The sequence below is a fragment of the Marinobacter sp. DS40M6 genome (assembly GCF_028581595.1).
Lineage (GTDB): Bacteria > Pseudomonadota > Gammaproteobacteria > Pseudomonadales > Oleiphilaceae > Marinobacter > Marinobacter salarius.
Genome location: NZ_JAFCAE010000002.1, coordinates 453,128 through 470,575, shown reverse-complemented (window position 1 = coordinate 470,575; position 17,448 = coordinate 453,128). Strand labels below are relative to the sequence as shown.

The window sequence follows — 17,448 nt, the reverse complement described above, 5'->3', positions numbered from 1 at the left end:
GGAGAGCCGTATGACCCAGATCGACCAGGCTGTTGATATCCGCGAAGGTGAAGAGCTGGATATTGCGGCCGTTGACCGCTTCATGAAGCAGGCCATCCCGGACCTGGAAGGCGCGCCTGCGATCAAACAGTATCCCGGTGGCGCATCCAATCTGACGTACCAGGTGGACTATGGCGATCGTTCTTACGTGTTGCGCCGCCCGCCGTTTGGCCATATTGCCAAGTCTGCCCACGACATGTTGCGGGAAGCCAAGGTGATGCGGGCTCTCAAGCCCGAATTCCCGTATGTTCCGAACATTGTCGCCATCTGCGACGACCACGACATTCTGGGCTGCGATTTTTACATCATGGAGCGCCTGAAAGGCATCATCCTGCGCCAGGATTTCCCCAAGGACTTTGAGCTCAGTGAGGCGGATACCCGCAAGCTGTGCCTGAATGTGATCGACAAACTGGTGGACCTGCACAATGTCGATGCCAAGGCCACCGGCCTTGATAAGTTGGGTAAGGGCGCCGGTTATGTGCAGCGCCAGATTGGCGGCTGGAGTGACCGTTTCCGCAAGGCGAAGACGGATGACGTGGGTGACTTTGAAGCAGTGATGGGCTGGCTGAACGACAAGATGCCGGACGACGTTGCCCAGGTGGTCATTCACAACGACTACCGCTTCGACAATGTGGTGCTCAATCAGGACAACCCGTTCGAGGTGATTGGTGTTCTTGATTGGGAAATGGCGACCATCGGCGACCCGCTGATGGATCTGGGCAACAGCCTGGCCTACTGGATTGAGGCCGATGACGAGGGCCCGTTCCAGATGTTGCGTCGACAGCCGACCCACCAGCCGGGCATGCTGACCCGCAAGGAGGTGGTCGCTTACTACGCGGAGAAATCCAGCCGCAAGATCGACAACTTCGATTTCTACGAGATCTATGGCCTGTTCCGGCTGGCGGTGATTGTCCAGCAGATCTATTACCGTTTTTACCACGGCCAGACCAAAGACAAGCGATTCGCCGCCTTTGGCCATGCCGCGAACTACCTGGAAAAACGCTGTCAGCGACTTATCGAGGCGAGTGACCTGTAATGGCAACGATCTATCTGATTCGCCACGGGCAGGCCAGTTTCGGCAAGGAAAACTATGACCAGCTTTCTCCTCGTGGCTGGGAGCAGGGGCGTGTCCTCGGCCGGTGGCTTGCGGGCAAGGTGACGCCCAACGCGGTCTTCGGCGGCAACATGGAGCGCCATCGGGAAACGGTAGAGGCGATCGCCAGTGGTTACGGTGATGCACTGCCAGACATGCAGGCGGTGGATGGCTTCAACGAGTTTGATCATACCCAGGTGGTGGAGCGTTTGCGCCCCGAGTGGCAAGACCGCGAGCGCATGGCGCGTGATCTGGCAGCCTTCCCCAAGCCGGCAAGGGCGTTCCAGCAGGTGTTCGAGGAAGCCATGCAGCGCTGGGTCAGTGGCGGACACGATCACGAATACACCGAAAGTTGGCAAGCGTTCCGTCAGCGGGTGATTACGTCGCTGGAGCAACTGATTGAGTATGCCGATGGTGGCGAGACCCTGGTATCCACATCCGGCGGTCCGATTGCCGTGATCGCCCAGCATCTTCTGGAACTGAGTGATCGCAAGGCCCTGGATATGAATTCCGTGATTGCCAATACCAGTGTTACCCGGGTTCTGCATTCCGGGGCCCGGCGCAGCCTGGCGGTGTTCAACAATTACAGTCACCTGGAAGCCGAAGATCCCTCCCTGGTGACCTTCCGATAACGAACTGAGGTGAAGAATGAGTAAGCAAGACCTGTTTGATCTGAGTGGGAAAGTGGCCCTGATCACCGGCGCCAGCCGTGGCATCGGCGAGAGCATCGCCCGCACCCTGGCAAACTACGGCGCCCATGTGATTGTCAGCAGCCGCAAGATTGACGGTTGCGAGGCGGTTGCCAGTAGCATCCGCGAAGCTGGGGGCAGCGCCGAAGCCTATGCCTGCCACATTGGCGAAATGGATCAGATTGAAGACATCTGGCAGCACATCGAATCGAAACACGGCAAGCTGGATGTTCTGGTGAACAACGCCGCAGCCAACCCCTATTTCGGCCCCATCGAAGACACGGATCTGGGCGCCTACCACAAGACGGTGGACGTGAACATTCGCGGCTATTTCTTCATGTGTGCCCGCGGCGCACAGATCATGAAGAAGAATGGCGGTGGGTCCATTATCAACGTGGCCTCGGTCAATGGCGTCAACCCTGGCCATTTCCAGGGTATCTATTCCGTCACCAAAGCAGCGGTGATATCCATGACAAAGTCCTTCGCCATGGAACTGGGGCAGCAGAAGGTTCGGGTAAACGCCCTGCTGCCGGGGCTGACCGACACCAAGTTCGCCAGTGCGCTGACCAGCAACGAAGCCATCAAGAAGCAGGCGATGGCCCACATCCCCATGAAGCGGGTGGCAGACCCGGACGAAATGGCCGGCACGGTCCTTTACCTGGCGTCGGGTGCTTCCAGCTATACCACAGGCACCTGCATTAACGTGGACGGCGGTTACCTGACGATCTGAGCCGGGCGTCCTGACGTTAGCCGTTAAGGCTTCCGGTACCCTCGCTGGTGCAGGCGAGGGTATCGAAATCGCCCTGCATGGTTGCCGCCTGTTCCAGCAAGTGGTCAAGGTGGCGCTGGTCGGCCTGCTGCAGTAAATCGGTCATCAGGCCGGCCATGGCTGCCCGGCTTTCCGACATCATCCGCTGGTATCGTTCCCCCCGAACTTCCTCGTAGTTGCTCATTAGATAATGGACTCGATCTGAAAAATCGTCGCTGTCTCGCGTTGCCAGGGCATCGATTAACGCCTGTTGCCAATTCCGACGCCCCTCCAGCCAGATTTCAGTCTGCTTGCCCCGGCCTTCCGACCAGGCGTTGACCGTGTCACGCTGTCGCTCGTTGAGGGACCCCAGCCAGCGTTCAACCCGTTCCATCGTGCGCTCGGCCCGGGCTTCCCGGGTTTGTTCCGGGTTGTCCGCCAGGAACTCGTCTTCCAGCTCTTTTTGGCTCTCTTCCATATTGCTGGCCAACTGTTGAACCTGTTCATCGCTGAGGCTTGATAACAGGCGTGTGGCTGCCGGCCTTGCGCGCTCCATGAGTGGGGGAAAAAAGGAAAGCAGCTGTTCCTGGTGGTGGGTAACGGTGGATTGACTCAGGTTGCCAGAGCGAACATCGCTTTTTAACTGGGCAAGCCACTCGGAATAGCGTGGCAATTCAGTGGCGCAATGCCATTGGCGGAGGCCACGGATGTCCTGCTCAAGCCGGGATTCCTGTTCGGCGGTCATGGGTATGTAGTCGTCCACCCACCAGACGATGCCCCAGTCCGCATAGCGATACGCCATCTTGGTGGAGCTGCAGCCGGCCAGGAGTGCCAGGCCCAGCAGCGCAATGGAAACAATCCGAATCATGACCGGTCCTCGGGAAAAGCGGGTAACCTGATCCAAAAGTGATGAACGACGTATAACACCTTAGAATCAGGTTGAAGCGTTGATTCTTTGCATCTTTTGAAAAAACTTGCCCCGGTTGAACCGGGGCTTTTTTATGGGTAAGTGGCAACGGGGTGATCAATTCTCCCGCGCTTTGATATTGCCCTCTTCGTCGGAGATGACAATCTCTACCCGGCGATTTTGCTGTCTTCCGCCAGAGGTGTCATTGCTGGCAACGGGGAACTGCTCACCGAACCCTTTTGTCTCAACGCGGCTTCTGCTGATGCCCATATCGACAAGGGTATCGCGAACGGCTTCTGCACGACGCTCGGACAGGCCCTGATTGTAGGAGGCCTCACCGGTGCTATCGGTGTAGCCTTCCACCCGCACACGCCGGTTTTCATACTCGGCCATGAACTCGGCCAATCGCCTGACAGTGGCTTCACCGGAAGACTTCAGTTCGGCCTTGTTGAGATCGAACAGCACATCTCCGAGGGTCAACACCATTCCCCGGTCGGTTTGCTCTGCCTGCATGGCTTCCATTTGCAGGCGAAGCTCTTTGGCTTCCCGCCTGGCCTGTGCCGCTTCGTCAGCGCGCATCTGCAGTTCCAGCTCCTTGCGACGCGCTTCCGCGGAATCAATCTGCTCCTGCAGCTCTGCGCGCTCTCCCTGCTCACCGGCTATTTGTGCATGCCGGTTGGCAAGATAAGCCGCGTGTTCAATCTCGGTAACGTCCGCACCGTCCGCGAGCAGAGTTTCAGCACGGGACAATTGCTCCCTTGCGTTCCTCAACTGGCGATCACCACTGCGGGCTACGTTCGGGTCGTTGCGGATTTCCTCATAGGCGGCCCGTGCTTCATCGACCTTTGCGTTATCCTGGGGCGTGCTGGCGCAGCCTGCCACGAGGACAGAAACGCTTACTGCCATACCCAAAGTCATGTTGCGCTTATTCATAACCATCTCCCGTTTCCGATGAGGCCTTTACTGGCGTTCGTCGATTCGCTTGCGAAGAGACTCAATATTGCGATTGACCTCATCAACCGCTTGTCTTGCTTTCGCGGTTTCCGAGCGAGCGCCGGCCAGTTGCGCATCCACGGCTGCCTTTTCGAGTAAGCGGCTTGCCTCAAGGTATTGTTCGCGATTGATCAATTCCTCGGCATCCGCAACCCGGTTCTGAGCCTGATTCAAGAGTACGGGTTCAAAATCCCTGGCATCGGACGACACCGCCTGCTGAATGGCGGACTCGGCGGACCGGAGTTCACCATCCGGCCGCTCAACCGAACTGGCGCAGCCTCCGGCAATGACAGCGATGCTGATTACACCTGCAGCACCTAACATCGAAGTATGCTTGCTCATGCACAATCTCCTTCCAGTGAGGAACGGGGCGATATAGCCCCGTCCAGACTCTTGTTGGTACTTGTCTTTGGCGACACCCCTGAAGGCTCCGCCAATTTAAGCACCTAGTGCTACTGCTACGCATAAGATTAGCAGTGGGATCTGATTACGGCATGAAGGTATGGAAATAAACTTGGTAGGGAGAGGCGTCGCTACAACGGATCTGTTGCCGAATGCGCCACAAAAGGTTGCGGGCGTGGGGGGTGGGCTTTGGGCCGGTAAATGACAGAACGGTAACCACCGAAACCCGGCAGCTACCGCTTATTGGTGTGGTTCAGCGTATTTTTGTGCCGCTGGATTGGGCCCTGGAGAGGGTGGTTCCAGTGGGCGGACGGTAGTGAAGGGAGTAGATAATCCGGTCCAGCACGGCCTGACCATTCCAGGCAGGGTCGTTGTTGACCATGCCGACAATGGCCCAGGTGGTGTCGGTGTCGTCGCGGGTGAAGCCTGCGATGGAGCGCACGTTCTCAAGGTAACCTGTCTTGATGCGCCCTTTGCCGTCCAGGCCGGAATTCCGCAGCCGTCTGGCCATGGTGCCATCCATCGCAATCAACGGCATGGAGGCCATCAGGTCCGAAGCGAAAGGGCTGTTCCAGGCGTGCTGCAAAATCTGCGCACCCTGGCGCGCTGTAATACGGCCGTCGCGTGTCAGACCCGCACCGTTTTCGATCACCAGGCCAGCGGTATTGACGCCTTTTTCCTGTAGCCACTCGTTAACGACGCGAATACCGGCCACACGATCGTCTTCTTCATCTTCCAGGCGATTCTCGGCACCGATGGTAAGAAGCAACTGGCGAGCCATCACGTTGCTGCTCCACTTGTTGATGTCCCTAACCATCGTTACCAGATCCGGAGACGTGGTCCTCAGCAACAGGCGGGCGTCATCCGGCGTTTTGGCCAGCAGGCTCTTACCGTTGATGTCGATACCCATGTCTGACAGCAGTGAACGTATCATGGATGCGGTGTACTGTTCGTGAGGCAGAAGCGACAGATAGGCCGTGGTGCGGCAGCCCTGCGGTAATTCGCCTGACACCCGAACGGTGACCCGGTGATCCTCGTGAAAAAACGGCTCCCAGGTAAAATGACGGCGAGCGGGGCAGGGGGCTTCCGCAGTAGCGATCACTCGATTGTCGATCACCACGTCGTTCAGTGAAGGCGCGCTCCAGGCCTGTGTTCCGCGTTCATCTGCGCGAACCTGAAAGTGAACGAGGTTGAGATTGCTCAGGTATGGCGACGGCTTTACCAGAAACGGAGCGTGGGGGTTGTCACCGTTGTCGTCGAAAACGGGTTGCTCGTCTGCGATGCGGAACACATCACCGTCCAGCACCAGGTTGCCGTTGATGGCACTGATACCCATCCCGCGAAGCTCGTTCAGGGTGCTCCAGAGCCGTTCAATGGTCAGCTTGGGATCACCCCCCATGTCAACGTAGAAATTGCCATTGAGGGTATCGCCCACAAGCTCGCCATCGGTGTAGAAGCTGGTGTCCCAATGATGGGTTGGCCCCAGGATTTCCAGCGCCGCATAGGTGGTGACCAGCTTCATGATAGAGCCGGGGCTCATCAAGGCATCTGCATTGATGTACTGCTCGATGCCCGGCCCGTTCATGGGGATGGCCGCGAGGCTCAGCGCCTGTTCGTCGTTCAGGGATTCGGTGGCGTAATCCCGCACCTGATTGCTCCAGGTCTTATTGGTGCCACCGGCCTCGGCTGACTCCGAAGCAAAGGCACCGGCAGACCCGACTGCCAGGACTGCAGCCATGGTGGAAACCACCATGCCACGGGCCACCCGACCATGCTGGCGGATAGTTCCATAACGGGACGTGTTCGGGTGGCGTCGTGCCTTCAGCAACATGGTGTGGCGCTCATTGATTCCAAGTGCATTAACAATAGCCCATATTCTAAGCGTGTACTATGTGGAAAGGCTCTACATGACGTTAAAAAATGCCAGTAGGGGCGTTGTTTATATTGCGTTTTTGTTAACGGATGTAAGCGCCCATGCTAATCAACTGGTTAGCATTTGTACAACCTCTTGATTAGTATGATGGAAACAGAAAATGGAGTGAGTATGGCGCACGAACTGACTCGACGGCGATTTCTGGCTGCCATGGCCGCGGCAGGTCTTTCATGTCGAATGCCTGCGCTGATGGCTGCTCCGAAGGGGGATGTGATGATGAATCCCATTCCTTCCTCCGGCGAACGGTTGCCTGCCGTTGGCATGGGCACCTGGCGTACCTTCAATGTCGGCGGTGACCAGTATCTGATTGATCAGCGTACCGAGGTACTGAAAACCTTTTTCGATCTCGGTGGCACCCTGGTGGACTGCTCACCCATGTACGGCTCGGCGGCAGAGGTGATGGGTGAGGCGCTGGACACCCTCAATGCCCGTGAAAAACTGTTTTCCGCCACCAAGATCTGGACCGGAGACGGCGATGCAACCCGGCAACAGGACCGTGAATCCCGCAGGAAGTGGGGTATAGAGCGTTTTGACCTGCAGCAGGTACACAACCTGGTGGCCTGGCAGCAACACCTGGCAACCTTACAGCAAATGAAGGCCGATGGTGACGTGCGCTATATCGGCATTACCACCTCCCATGGCCGCAGGCACGGAGACTTTGCACGCATCATGGAGACGGAACCGCTGGACTTTGTGCAGCTGACCTACAACGTGCTGGACAGGGAGGCGGAAGACCGACTGCTGCCTTTGGCGAGGGAACGCGGGATCGCCGTGATTGCGAACCGGCCCTTCCAGGGCGGGCGACTGTTCCGGCGCTTCCAGTCCGAAGCACTGCCGCCCTGGGCCGATGAGGTGGGCTGCCGCAACTGGGCGGAGTTTTTCCTGAAGTACATCCTTTCCCACCCGGCGGTTACCTGTGCCATTCCGGCCACCACCAGCGTTGAGCATATGAAGGAGAACATGGGCGCCCTATACGGTGCTTTGCCGGATGAGAAACAACGGCGCCGAATGGCGGCCTATGTCGCAGGGCTGTGATGGGGACCACCTGGCTCAGCTATTCCCTGGCGGATTTCCTGATGTTCGGGCCAGAGGTGTTTCTTCGGCTCTTTTTTCGCATCAACCAGGATATCTGGCCATGGCAGGGTGTTGCGGTGGTGATGGTGATCGCGATTGGCGCCTTACTGGTACGTGGGGATGGGATGGCGAGGCGCAGTGCACTGCTGCTGGTGGCCGCGGCGTGGCTATGGAGCGGGGCCGGCTTCCTGATGCATTACTACGGGCCGATCAATCTGCCAGCGATCTGGTTCGGCTGGGCCTTTGTCCTGCAGGGTGCCTTACTGACGGTGGCGGGGCTGTTCTGGCCCTGGAATGCGGCAACGAACCGGCCGATATGGTCTCGCTGGCTGATGGGCATCGGCTGGATCGCATTGATGGGGCTGTCGCCTCTCCTCGCAGTCGCTCAAACCGGCAATGGTCAGGCAGCAGCGCTGTTCGCCGTTACACCGGACGTCACGGCGTTGGGCGCGGTGCTCTGCATGCTGCTGTTTCCCCGCCGGGTGCGGTGGCTGTTTCTATTATTACCACTGATATGGTCACTGTTCAGCGTGGCGACCCTTTGGACATTAGGCACCTGGGTGCTGGCGGTCATTCCGGGTACCACGCTGGTGTTGGCGGCGATGGCCTGCTTCGTCAGTCCCAGGCAGGCGCGAAATCCGGATTAGCGATCCGATCACCACGGTCCAGGCCGTCAATTTCCGCAATTTCATCCTCGCTGAGCGTGATGTTCAGCGCGTCGAGGTTGGACTTCTGGTGCTTGGGTCGGGTTGACGACGGAATCGGTACCACCCCTCGGGAGGCCATCCAGGCAATGGCAATCTGCGCAGCAGACGCATTATGTTCGCGGCCAATGCGAGCCAGGGTTTCATCGTCCATTACCTTGCCCACCGCCAGCGGCATGTAACCGGTTACGGTTATGCCCAGTTTCTGGGCATGCTCCACCACCTTGCGGTTGGCCAGGAACGGATGCACTTCCACTTGGTTGGTGAAAATCGCCGTGTCACCCAGTATTTCCTTTGCCTTGTCCATTTGCGCGCAGGTGAAGTTGGACAGCCCGATGTGGGTGGTTAGCCCTTCGCGTTGCGCGTCGCGCAGTGCGCCCAGGTATTCCTCCATGGGGATGGCGTCGCCCGGCGATGGCCAATGAATCAGTGTGAGGTCGACATGGTCGGTCTTCAGTCGCGACAGGCTGTCGTGCAGACTGTTGATCACGTCGCTGTGCTGGAGCTGGTCGTGCCACACTTTTGTGGTCAGGAAAATCTCCCGTCGCGGAATACCGCTTGAGGTAATGCCATCGCCTACTTCAGCCTCATTCCCGTACATCTGGGCGGTATCGATATGCCGGTAGCCAAGGGAAAGGGCACTCTTCACGGCGTCTCTTGCATCGTTGCCCTTCAGGCGGAATGTACCCATACCGATGTTCGGAAGTGTGCTGAATGCCATAGTGTCCTCCTTCGTGAACGCTGTGACTTATATGTGGTGCCCACCCGCTGGTTCTTCAAGTGGCGGGTGGTTATCATACCGGCCTTCGGAACCCGCAAGCGAAACCATGGTTGAGGTCACGTTATGCTGACAGGGCAATGCCTGTGCGGCGATATAAAGCTTGAATACGACGGCCCTCTGGGGCCGATTGCCCTGTGCCACTGTAGCCAGTGCCGCCGGGCTCACGGCAGTGCATTTTCCGCCAGTTCGCCGATCCAGAAAATCCGTACCCGTTTTACAGCGGGTGAGGACCTGATCCGTGAATACGAATCCCGGCCGGGAAAGTACCGTGGGTTCTGCCCCAGGTGCGGTAGCCAGTTATACAGCCGCGTGGATGCCATCCCCGGTATACTGCGCCTGCGGGTGGGTGTGATCAATGAGCCCCTGGAAAAGGGGCCGGCATCACACGTTTATGTGGGCTCCAAGTCGGACTGGTTCACCATCACCGACGATACCCCGCAGTTTGAGAAAACCGAGAGAACCAACGATCCTCACTGACGCATCGCTGGTTTCCTCGTCGAACTATTCTGCTGGAACTATCCGGTAGACCTTGCCGTTGTCCGCGTCCGTCAACAGCCACAATGCACCGTCGGGCCCCATTCGCACATCACGGATGCGTTCGCCCAGGTCTTCCAGAAGATCTTCTTCTTCCCTGACCGTGCCGTTCTCAATGCTCAGGCGCACCAGCTTCTGCATTTTCAGGGCGCCCACAAACAGATCTCCCCGCCACTCCGGGAATTCGTCACCGGTATAGAATGCCATGCCCGAGGGGGCAATGGACGGGTCCCAATAGTGCAGCGGGTCGGTCACGCCCTCCATGGTGGTTTTGCTGGTGATGGGCACTCCGGAGTAGTCGATGCCATAGGTGACGTCTGGCCAGCCGTAGTTGTTACCCGCACGGATGATGTTGATCTCGTCGCCACCCCTGGGGCCGTGCTCATGGCTCCAGATGTCGCCTGTTTGCGGGTGAATGGTCATGCCCTGAATGTTGCGGTTGCCGTAGGTGAAGAAGGTGTCATTCACTGACGGGTCGTCGACAAACGGATTGCCCGGCGCGGGGGCGCCGTCAACGGTCAGGCGGTGAACGCCGCCAGCATCGTCATCGGTGGCCTGGGCACGGTCCATTTCACCCCGGTCGCCCACCGCGACGTACAGATTGCCATCGCGATCAAATTCCATGCGGCCCGCAAAATGACGGCTGGTGTTGCCTCGGGGGAGGGCCTCGAAAATCACTTCAACCTCTGACAGCCGGTCGCCGTCCAACGTTGCACGAGCCACTCTGGTCGTCAGCCCGTCGCGGCTGATCTTATGGGCGTAACTCAGGAACAGAGTGCGATTGTTTTCGAAGTCCGGATGCAGGATCACATCCAGCAGGCCACCCTGGCCGGAGACCACCAGCTCGGGAACACCGGCAATTGGCTTGTCCTGCAATTCACCATTCTCGATTCGGCGTAGCCGGCCTTCGCGCTCGGTCACCAACTGTGAGCCATTGGGGAGAAAGGCGAGGCTCCAGGGATGTTCCAGGCCTTCCGCGACCGTATCCAGACGAAAGTCGGCTTTGTCTGAGCGGAACGTTTGCCCGAAGGCTGGCCCGGCCGCTGCCAGCCCAGCCAACGCCAGTAGAGTCGCGATGTTGCCGAGTCGATTCATAGAATGATCTCCGTGCCAGGTTATTCCTGCATCGATAAAGTCTAGCATTTGATACGAACGGAATGGCCGGCAGTATCAGGCGATAACATTACGACCCTGACGTTACCAAAACGTTAATGAGAACTATTAACATTTGGGCGAGTATCATGTACTGTTACTTCAATATCAACGGGAACCATCCATACCCATGGACACAAGGAGACGTACAATGACCCCGGAAGAGGAAGCGATTGAAGGGCTGAAACTGGCCGCCGGCGCCGGTGTGTTTGTTCTGATCATAGCCAGCCTCCTGGTGCTCTGGTGACACGTCCCGTCGGTCACGCTTTACCGTGCCGGCTTAGCCCCCACAAGAAGTAGACGCCACCAACCAGCGCAGCCAGCAAGCCCGCCGGTAACTGGTTGGGGAAGACCACAATGCGCGACAGGTAGTCCGCCAGGGCCAACAGAAGGCCACCCACCAACCCGGCCACGATCAATTGCCTGCCAACGGTTTGCTGCCCCAGTACCCGTGCCAGGTGCGGTGCAATGAGCCCTACGAAACTCAGAGGGCCAATCACCACCGTAGCCGATGCAGTCAGTACCGCGGCAAGCAGCAGCAGTAGCAGGCGGGCTTTAGTGACCGGAAGCCCGAGGGACGATGCCGAAGTATCTCCCAGAGGCAAGAGCGTCAGGGGCCTTACGATCAGCGCCAAAACGCCGCAGATAAGAAGGATGAATCCCAGCAGCCCAAACGCTTCGGTTTCGGAAACCAGCCAGGTGGAACCGTACATCCAGTTCAGCAGTTGTGACGCGACGGTGCCGCCGGAGGCCATGACCAATCTCAGCCCCGCATCCATGAATACATACAGGGCCAGGCCGCCCAGCAGCAGTTGGTTACCGGCGAATCGATGTTTTCGGGCCAGGAGAATCAATAACCCGAGTGCGCCGGCCGCGCCGAGCGTCGCAGCGCCAAGCTGCCCGGCCCGGCCTACATCCGCGCCGGTGAGCACGATAAGAACCATGGCCAGCGCGGCGCCGCCGCTGATACCCAACATCTCCGGGCTCCCCATTGGATTACCTGTCATCCGCTGAATCAGCGTGCCGGCGAGACCCAATGCGACCCCTGCCAGCATGGCGGCCAACAGGCGCGGGCCGCGCCACACCCAGGCATTGTCCCATTGGGTGACAGGTGTCCAGTTCCAGCCATCCAGGCCCGGGGACCAACCCATGGAAACGACAACGGTCAGTGCGATCAGCCCGGTCACGATACCACTGACCAGCAACGGCGCGCGCCGCCTGGGCTGGAAGCCCGCAAAGTTGGATTCCTGCCCGGGCATGTGATGGGTGTTTCTGAAACCCTGTAACGCCAGCAGGATGATGGGGCCGCCAATGAGGGCCGTGGTGGTTCCCGTCGGCACCAGGGAGCCATCACCCCAGGTAGATGCCCAATGCGCCAGAGTATCCGCCAGCAGCAATAGCCCGCCGCCCATGAGCGTGCTCCACAGGATGCGACTGGCTAATGTACGCGCGCCCAGCAGGCGTGCCAGTACCGGCGCTGCCAGCCCCACAAAGGCCACGACGCCCACCCGGCTGACAACCGTTGCCGTCATCAGTACCACCAGGAACAGAGCCAGTGCCCGAATAAGCCCGACCCTGGCACCCAGTGAACTGGCGGACGACTGCCCCAGTTGCAGCACCTGCAACGGGCGCATCAGCAGCAATATCAGCACCGAGATGATCAGCACGCGGGGCCACAGCTCCATGAACGGCCCCCAATTGTTCTGTACCAGGGAGCCGGCGCCCCAGATGAAAAGATTGCCCAGCCACTCACCCTTGAGCAGCAGAAATGCCATGTTGAGGGCGCCCAGGAAGAAGGTGATGACAAGGCCGGCAAGGATCACCGTCACGGGTGAAAAACCAAGCCGCCACGTCAGGGCGATGACCATGCCGATGGCGATGAGGCCACCTGCAATGGCCACCAGATCCGGGCTGAAGGCCAGTAACCCGGGCGCGAACAGCGTGGCAACGGTCACCCCGAATTGGCCACCCGCTTCCACACCGAGGGTGGTAGGCGAAGCCAGTGGGTTGCCCAGCACCTGTTGGGTAACCGCCCCGGCCAGACCCAGGCCGCAGCCAATCAGAATGGCGATGGATACACGTGGCGCCCAGCTGAAGTGAGCCAGAACCGATGAATAGTCGTCCGGATTGAAGGCCCAGAACGCTGACACCACAGCGCCGGCATCCAACTGGTTGAGCCAGGGAGCGGCGCTGGCAAGTAACGCGCCCAGCCAGAGGAGTGTGGCGGCGATGGGCAGCCTGGCGGGCATATCAGGCCGGGAAGCAGGCATGCCGGAGGTGCTAGCGTACATTGTCAGAGCCCCCGGCCAGCAGGCTGTCTGTCAGCATGGTGGCCAGCCGTTTCACCGGAAAAACCCCGCCAAACGGCCAGATGGCGTCGATCTCGTAAACCTGATGGCGGTTGACCGCTGGCAGGTACGTCCAGAACGGGCTGGCGGCCAGGGTGTCTGCAAGCCCGGGGGCGGTGGGCGCAATCACCACAATACGGCTGTCTTCATAAGGGGCTATGGATTCCAGGCCCACCACCGAGAAGCCCCAGAAGTTGCCTTGCCGGGGCCAGGCGTTTTCCAGCCCGAGGGCATTCAGGGCACTCTGGTAAAGGCCGTTGGGGGCATAAATACGCACGTGGCGGGCGTCCATGAAATTAACCAGTGCAACCGGCCGGTCTGTCAGTCCCGCCGCTTCCAGCCGGCGGCGTTGCGTTTCCAGAGTGGTGTCAATATCCGCCAGAATCGATTCGGCGCGAGCCTCGCGGCCCAGCATCTCGCCGAGGGTGGTCAGCATGTCACTGGCTTTCTCGAAGGGTTGACTGCCCTCTTTGTACACACTGATAACGTAAGTGGGGGCGATACGCTCCAGCAGTTTTGCGGCGGGCGCCATTTCGGCACTGGTAACAATCAGATCCGGTTTGAGTTCGGCAATGGCTTCGAGGCTGGGGGCGACGCGGGTGCCGATGTTGGCAACCTCCTCTGGAAGCTGCGGCTCATTCACCCACACGTCATAGCCATCGCGGTCAGCGACGCCCACGGGCGTCACGCCCAGCAACAGCAAGGCTTCTGTGGCGGCCCAGTTGAGGGCAACAATCCGCTCAGGTTGCTCGTCCAGGGTGAGGGTGCCGCCTTCATGCTGCCAGGTGCCGGCGCTGGCGGGCAGCGACAGAGCACCAATGAACACCATGGCAATCAGGGTTTTAGCCACACGCTCAGTGCACATACGAGACCCACTGGCCCGGCGCCCGCTCCATCACCCCCATTGGTACGCCGTAAATGGATTCCAGGATTCCCGAGTCCATGATGTCGCGTGGACTGCCATCTGCAATCAACCGGCCGCCTTTGAGGGCCACCAAGCGGTCGCAGAAGCGGGCGGCCAGGTCGACATCGTGCAGTACCACAATCACCGTCAGTTCCCGTTCTTCGGCCAGGCGGTGCACCAGGCGCAGGGTTTCCACCTGGTGTTTGACGTCCAGGGCGGAAATCGGCTCGTCCAGCAGCAGGCAGCGAGTTTGTTGCGCCAGCAGCATGGCAATCCAGGCGCGCTGGCGTTCGCCGCCGGAGAGCGTGTCCACAGAGCGGTGCTGGAAGTGGTCGAGCCCGGTATCGTGTATGGCCTGGTCGATGAACTGGTGGTCTTCGCCGGTATAGCGGCCTAAAGGCCCGCGCCAGGGATAACGCCCCAGGGCAACCAGTTCCCGTACGGTGAGGCCGTCCGTGCCCGGTGGATGTTGGGGGAGGTAACCGACCGTACGGGCGAATTCCCGCGCGCCGGTGGTCCGGAATGAGCTGCCAAGAAGGCTTGCATTGCCCGAAGAAGGCGACATCTGGCGGGCCAGCACTTTCAATAACGTGGACTTGCCGGAGCCATTGTGACCGAGCAGGGCAGTGACCTCGCCTTCACGAAACTCGATGTTGATGTTGTCAAGGATGGCAGCGTCACCAATGTGCACGCCCAGGCTGGATACTTCAAAGAACGCAGACATGCAGGCTCCCATGGATCTGAGGGCCTGCAGAATAATCTAAATGCGAATTACTATCAATGTATGCCTGGCAATGTATGGCGTGCTGTCAGGCCTGACCGGTCTGTACGCGCCATTGTGCGGAATAGGGGCCGTTGTTCTCCAGCAGTTCCTCATGGCGGCCGGATTCCAGAATGCGCCCGCCGGCTACCACGGCAATGGTATCGGCATCCACAATGGTGGACAGCCGATGCGCGATCATGATCACGGTGCGATTGTGCCCGATCCGCTTCAGGGAGCGCTGGATGGCCGCCTCGGTTTCGTTGTCCACGGCACTCGTGGCTTCGTCGAGCACCAGAATGGGCGGGTCTTTCAGCAGTGCGCGGGCCAGTGAAAGGCGCTGGCGCTGGCCACCGGAAAGCCGAACTCCTCGTTCACCCACGGCGGTGGCAAGCCCTTCGGGCAGTGCCTCGATGAATGACCAGGCCTCCGCCGTCCTGGCCGCTTCGATAATCTGTTCGTCACTCGCGCCGGGGGAGCCGTAGGCGAGATTGTCACGAATGCTGCCCTCAAACAGGTATACGTCCTGGCTGACCAGGCCGATGGCCTCCCGCAGGGACTTCAGGCTGACGGACTGGATGGGCTGGCCGTCGATGCGGATCTGGCCGCCCGTGGGGTCGTAGAAACGCAACAACAGCTTGATCAGTGTGGACTTACCGGAACCGGTCGCCCCGACCAGCGCCAGGGTATTGCCGGCTGGTACCGCTACCGAAATGTCGTCGATACCGGCACCGCTGGACGGGTAGTGGAAGCTCACGCCCTCGAAGGTGACTTCGCCCTTCACCGGCTGTTCCAGCGTTTTGCCGGATTCATCCCGAACGTGAACCGGCTCAGCCAGCAGGTCCAGGATGCGGCGGGTGCTGGCCATGGCTCGTTCAAACAGGTCGATTACTTCCGCAAGGCCGGTCAGAGGCCACAGCAAACGTTGGGTCAGGAACACCAGCACGCCGTAAGCACCGACGTTCAGAGAGCCTTCCAGGGCCATCATGCCGCCCACGGTAAAGGTGGCCAGGAAACCCGCCAGGATCGCCATGCGGATCACCGGAATAAACGCGGAGCTGATGCGAATGGCCCGGCGGTTTGCGTCCACATAGGCTTCACTGCTGGCTTTCAGCCGCTCCGCTTCCCGGTTTTCGGCTGTGAAACTCTTGATGGTGGCAATGCCGCCCAGGTTGTTGGCCAACCGGCTCGACAGGTCACCGACCTTCTCGCGCACGTCGGCGTACAGCGGGCCAGCCTTGCGCTGGAAGTAGAACGCGCCCCAGATAATCAGCGGAATGGGAGTAAACGCCAGCAGGGCAATGAGCGGTGACAATACGAAAAACACAGCGCCTACGGCAACGACCGTCACCACCACCTGAATCATGGCGTTGGCGCCGCCATCCAGGAAACGCTCCAACTGGTTGACGTCGTCGTTCATGGTGGCGACCAGTTGCCCTGAGCTGCGGGCTTCAAAGAAGCTCATGTCCAGCTTCTGGGCATGCTCGTAGGCGTCTTGCCGCAGGTCGGACTGCAGGCGTTGAGCCAGGTTGCGCCAGAGGATCTGGAACAGGTACTCGAATATCGATTCGCCGGCCCAGATAAAGAAGGTCAGCACAGCCAGGATGGTGATCTGCTCCTGAGCGGTCTCAAAGCCCAGGCCCGCCACAAAGCTTTCTTCCTTGTTTACCACCACGTCGATGGCGATACCAATCAGGATCTCCGGTGCGATATCGAACAACTTGTTGATGATGGAGCAAGTGGTGGCGGTAATGATCTGGCGACGATAGCCGCGAGCGTATTTCAGCAGTCGGCCCAGGGCGGCAAAGCTGCTGGTGGTGTGGGGGGAAGACTGTGTCATGGTTCGCTCCGCTTGCGCCAGAAAGCGGCAAGCGTAGCGGATTTGTCGAGAATTTAAAATGGAATCATTATCACCTACTGGCGTTCTGTTGCAGCCAGCGGTCAAGCTTGTCGGCGAATTCCTTGCGGTCGGTCTGGCTGAAGGGCGCCGGGCCACCGGTGACCTGGCCAGCATTGCGCATTTCTTCCATGAAGTTGCGCATAGCCAGGCGCTGGCGGATATTCTCTTTGGTGAAAGCCTGGCCGCGCGGGTTGAACACGTCCGCGCCTTTTTCGATGGCTTCGGCAGCCAGGGGGATGTCCTGGGTGATCACCAGATCGCCTGTCTCCATCTGGTCAATGATGTCGTTGTCGGCCACGTCGAAACCCTGGGGTACCTGCCGGCGTTTGATGTAAGGGCTCGGGGGCAGGTTAATGGCGTGGTTGGCGATGAAGGTGGTATCGACCTGCCAGCGGGTGGCGGCGCGGCAGAGGATTTCCCGAATGGGCACGGGGCAGGCGTCGGCGTCGACCCAGATTGGCATGTTTGGTTCCTTTGTTGGTTCGGT

Annotated in this window: 17 protein-coding genes; 6 read left to right on the top strand and 11 right to left on the bottom strand. The window is 59.4% G+C overall.

Going from position 1 to position 17,448, the window contains the following annotated elements; genetic code table 11:
• Window positions 1-10 precede the first annotated feature (10 nt).
• Genes JJO78_RS06235 through JJO78_RS06225 form a run of 3 tightly spaced genes read left to right on the top strand, consistent with a single transcriptional unit; the run spans window position 11 to window position 2,551 of the window.
• Window positions 11-1,075 carry a phosphotransferase family protein gene (locus JJO78_RS06235; protein WP_075195958.1) on the top strand — a complete coding sequence of 355 codons (1,065 nt, stop codon included), beginning with the start codon at window positions 11-13 and terminating at the stop codon, window positions 1,073-1,075.
• Window positions 1,075-1,764 carry a histidine phosphatase family protein gene (locus JJO78_RS06230; RefSeq protein WP_036204287.1) on the top strand — a complete coding sequence of 230 codons (690 nt, stop codon included), beginning with the start codon at window positions 1,075-1,077 and terminating at the stop codon, window positions 1,762-1,764. Before JJO78_RS06235 ends, JJO78_RS06230 begins: the two co-directional genes overlap by 1 nt.
• 16 nt (window positions 1,765-1,780) lie before the next feature.
• The gene (locus tag JJO78_RS06225; protein ID WP_036204289.1) at window positions 1,781-2,551 is read left to right on the top strand and encodes an SDR family oxidoreductase; all 771 of its coding nucleotides are present in this window, start codon (window positions 1,781-1,783) and stop codon (window positions 2,549-2,551) included.
• A 16-nt stretch (window positions 2,552-2,567) separates the two neighbouring features.
• Here the strand turns inward: JJO78_RS06225 and JJO78_RS06220 are convergent, their stop codons facing one another.
• The 4 genes from JJO78_RS06220 to dacB form a co-directional block, all read right to left on the bottom strand.
• Window positions 2,568-3,437 (bottom strand): DUF6279 family lipoprotein, encoded by an 870-nt coding sequence (locus JJO78_RS06220; RefSeq protein WP_075195957.1) that lies wholly within the window; start codon window positions 3,435-3,437, stop codon window positions 2,568-2,570.
• 156 nt (window positions 3,438-3,593) lie between these two features.
• Complete coding sequence (locus JJO78_RS06215) at window positions 3,594-4,409, bottom strand: OmpA family protein (protein ID WP_041336782.1); 816 nt, start codon at window positions 4,407-4,409, stop codon at window positions 3,594-3,596.
• A gap of 27 nt (window positions 4,410-4,436) precedes the next feature.
• The gene (locus JJO78_RS06210; protein WP_036204295.1) at window positions 4,437-4,811 is read right to left on the bottom strand and encodes a DUF4398 domain-containing protein; all 375 of its coding nucleotides are present in this window, start codon (window positions 4,809-4,811) and stop codon (window positions 4,437-4,439) included.
• A 313-nt stretch (window positions 4,812-5,124) separates the two neighbouring features.
• On the bottom strand, window positions 5,125-6,702 hold the full coding sequence (gene dacB, locus JJO78_RS06205; RefSeq protein ID WP_075195956.1) for a D-alanyl-D-alanine carboxypeptidase/D-alanyl-D-alanine endopeptidase: 1,578 nt from the start codon (window positions 6,700-6,702) through the stop codon (window positions 5,125-5,127).
• A 213-nt stretch (window positions 6,703-6,915) separates the two neighbouring features.
• Between dacB and JJO78_RS06200 the strand changes: the two genes are divergently transcribed.
• Entirely contained in the window at window positions 6,916-7,839 is a 924-nt protein-coding gene (locus JJO78_RS06200; RefSeq protein WP_036204296.1) for an aldo/keto reductase, read from the top strand.
• A complete protein-coding gene (locus tag JJO78_RS06195) occupies window positions 7,839-8,525 on the top strand; it encodes a DUF6064 family protein (protein WP_075195955.1) in 687 nt (228 codons plus the stop codon). Before JJO78_RS06200 ends, JJO78_RS06195 begins: the two co-directional genes overlap by 1 nt.
• Here JJO78_RS06195 and dkgB read toward each other — a convergent pair.
• A complete protein-coding gene (dkgB, locus tag JJO78_RS06190) occupies window positions 8,494-9,303 on the bottom strand; it encodes a 2,5-didehydrogluconate reductase DkgB (RefSeq protein WP_273623109.1) in 810 nt (269 codons plus the stop codon). The genes JJO78_RS06195 and dkgB overlap by 32 nt on opposite strands.
• 123 nt (window positions 9,304-9,426) lie before the next feature.
• Between dkgB and JJO78_RS06185 the strand changes: the two genes are divergently transcribed.
• Complete coding sequence (locus tag JJO78_RS06185; protein ID WP_007152016.1) at window positions 9,427-9,840, top strand: GFA family protein; 414 nt, start codon at window positions 9,427-9,429, stop codon at window positions 9,838-9,840.
• A 24-nt stretch (window positions 9,841-9,864) separates the two neighbouring features.
• Here the strand turns inward: JJO78_RS06185 and JJO78_RS06180 are convergent, their stop codons facing one another.
• The 6 genes from JJO78_RS06180 to JJO78_RS06155 all read right to left on the bottom strand — a co-directional run bounded on the left by JJO78_RS06180 (window position 9,865) and on the right by JJO78_RS06155 (window position 17,424).
• The gene (locus JJO78_RS06180) at window positions 9,865-10,992 is read right to left on the bottom strand and encodes a PQQ-dependent sugar dehydrogenase (RefSeq protein ID WP_127400807.1); all 1,128 of its coding nucleotides are present in this window, start codon (window positions 10,990-10,992) and stop codon (window positions 9,865-9,867) included.
• 317 nt (window positions 10,993-11,309) lie between these two features.
• Window positions 11,310-13,340, bottom strand: a complete 2,031-nt coding sequence (gene fhuB, locus JJO78_RS06175) for a Fe(3+)-hydroxamate ABC transporter permease FhuB (RefSeq protein ID WP_075195953.1) — start codon at window positions 13,338-13,340, stop codon at window positions 11,310-11,312.
• Window positions 13,330-14,262 carry an iron-siderophore ABC transporter substrate-binding protein gene (locus JJO78_RS06170; RefSeq protein WP_036204309.1) on the bottom strand — a complete coding sequence of 311 codons (933 nt, stop codon included), beginning with the start codon at window positions 14,260-14,262 and terminating at the stop codon, window positions 13,330-13,332. The genes fhuB and JJO78_RS06170 overlap by 11 nt, the downstream gene beginning before the upstream one ends.
• Window positions 14,252-15,025, bottom strand: a complete 774-nt coding sequence (locus tag JJO78_RS06165) for an ABC transporter ATP-binding protein (protein ID WP_041336165.1) — start codon at window positions 15,023-15,025, stop codon at window positions 14,252-14,254. Before JJO78_RS06165 ends, JJO78_RS06170 begins: the two co-directional genes overlap by 11 nt.
• Window positions 15,026-15,110: 85 nt before the next feature.
• The gene (locus tag JJO78_RS06160) at window positions 15,111-16,901 is read right to left on the bottom strand and encodes an ABC transporter ATP-binding protein (protein WP_041336163.1); all 1,791 of its coding nucleotides are present in this window, start codon (window positions 16,899-16,901) and stop codon (window positions 15,111-15,113) included.
• 70 nt (window positions 16,902-16,971) lie between these two features.
• A complete protein-coding gene (locus JJO78_RS06155; protein ID WP_041336161.1) occupies window positions 16,972-17,424 on the bottom strand; it encodes a YaiI/YqxD family protein in 453 nt (150 codons plus the stop codon).
• Window positions 17,425-17,448 lie beyond the last annotated feature (24 nt).

Bases quoted from the DNA above. Each gene is read 5' to 3' on its own strand.
- JJO78_RS06220 (WP_075195957.1), bottom strand. From the start codon at position 3,437: ATGATTCGGATTGTTTCCATTGCGCTGCTGGGCCTGGCACTCCTGGCC.
- JJO78_RS06235 (WP_075195958.1), top strand. From the start codon at position 11: ATGACCCAGATCGACCAGGCTGTTGATATCCGCGAAGGTGAAGAGCTG.
- JJO78_RS06185 (WP_007152016.1), top strand. From the start codon at position 9,427: ATGCTGACAGGGCAATGCCTGTGCGGCGATATAAAGCTTGAATACGAC.
- JJO78_RS06225 (WP_036204289.1), top strand. From the start codon at position 1,781: ATGAGTAAGCAAGACCTGTTTGATCTGAGTGGGAAAGTGGCCCTGATC.
- JJO78_RS06230 (WP_036204287.1), top strand. From the start codon at position 1,075: ATGGCAACGATCTATCTGATTCGCCACGGGCAGGCCAGTTTCGGCAAG.
- JJO78_RS06200 (WP_036204296.1), top strand. From the start codon at position 6,916: ATGGCGCACGAACTGACTCGACGGCGATTTCTGGCTGCCATGGCCGCG.
- JJO78_RS06170 (WP_036204309.1), bottom strand. From the start codon at position 14,262: ATGTGCACTGAGCGTGTGGCTAAAACCCTGATTGCCATGGTGTTCATT.
- fhuB (WP_075195953.1), bottom strand. From the start codon at position 13,340: ATGTACGCTAGCACCTCCGGCATGCCTGCTTCCCGGCCTGATATGCCC.
- dacB (WP_075195956.1), bottom strand. From the start codon at position 6,702: ATGTTGCTGAAGGCACGACGCCACCCGAACACGTCCCGTTATGGAACT.
- JJO78_RS06155 (WP_041336161.1), bottom strand. From the start codon at position 17,424: ATGCCAATCTGGGTCGACGCCGACGCCTGCCCCGTGCCCATTCGGGAA.
- JJO78_RS06195 (WP_075195955.1), top strand. From the start codon at position 7,839: ATGGGGACCACCTGGCTCAGCTATTCCCTGGCGGATTTCCTGATGTTC.
- JJO78_RS06160 (WP_041336163.1), bottom strand. From the start codon at position 16,901: ATGACACAGTCTTCCCCCCACACCACCAGCAGCTTTGCCGCCCTGGGC.
- JJO78_RS06215 (WP_041336782.1), bottom strand. From the start codon at position 4,409: ATGAATAAGCGCAACATGACTTTGGGTATGGCAGTAAGCGTTTCTGTC.
- dkgB (WP_273623109.1), bottom strand. From the start codon at position 9,303: ATGGCATTCAGCACACTTCCGAACATCGGTATGGGTACATTCCGCCTG.
- JJO78_RS06180 (WP_127400807.1), bottom strand. From the start codon at position 10,992: ATGAATCGACTCGGCAACATCGCGACTCTACTGGCGTTGGCTGGGCTG.
- JJO78_RS06210 (WP_036204295.1), bottom strand. From the start codon at position 4,811: ATGAGCAAGCATACTTCGATGTTAGGTGCTGCAGGTGTAATCAGCATC.
- JJO78_RS06165 (WP_041336165.1), bottom strand. From the start codon at position 15,025: ATGTCTGCGTTCTTTGAAGTATCCAGCCTGGGCGTGCACATTGGTGAC.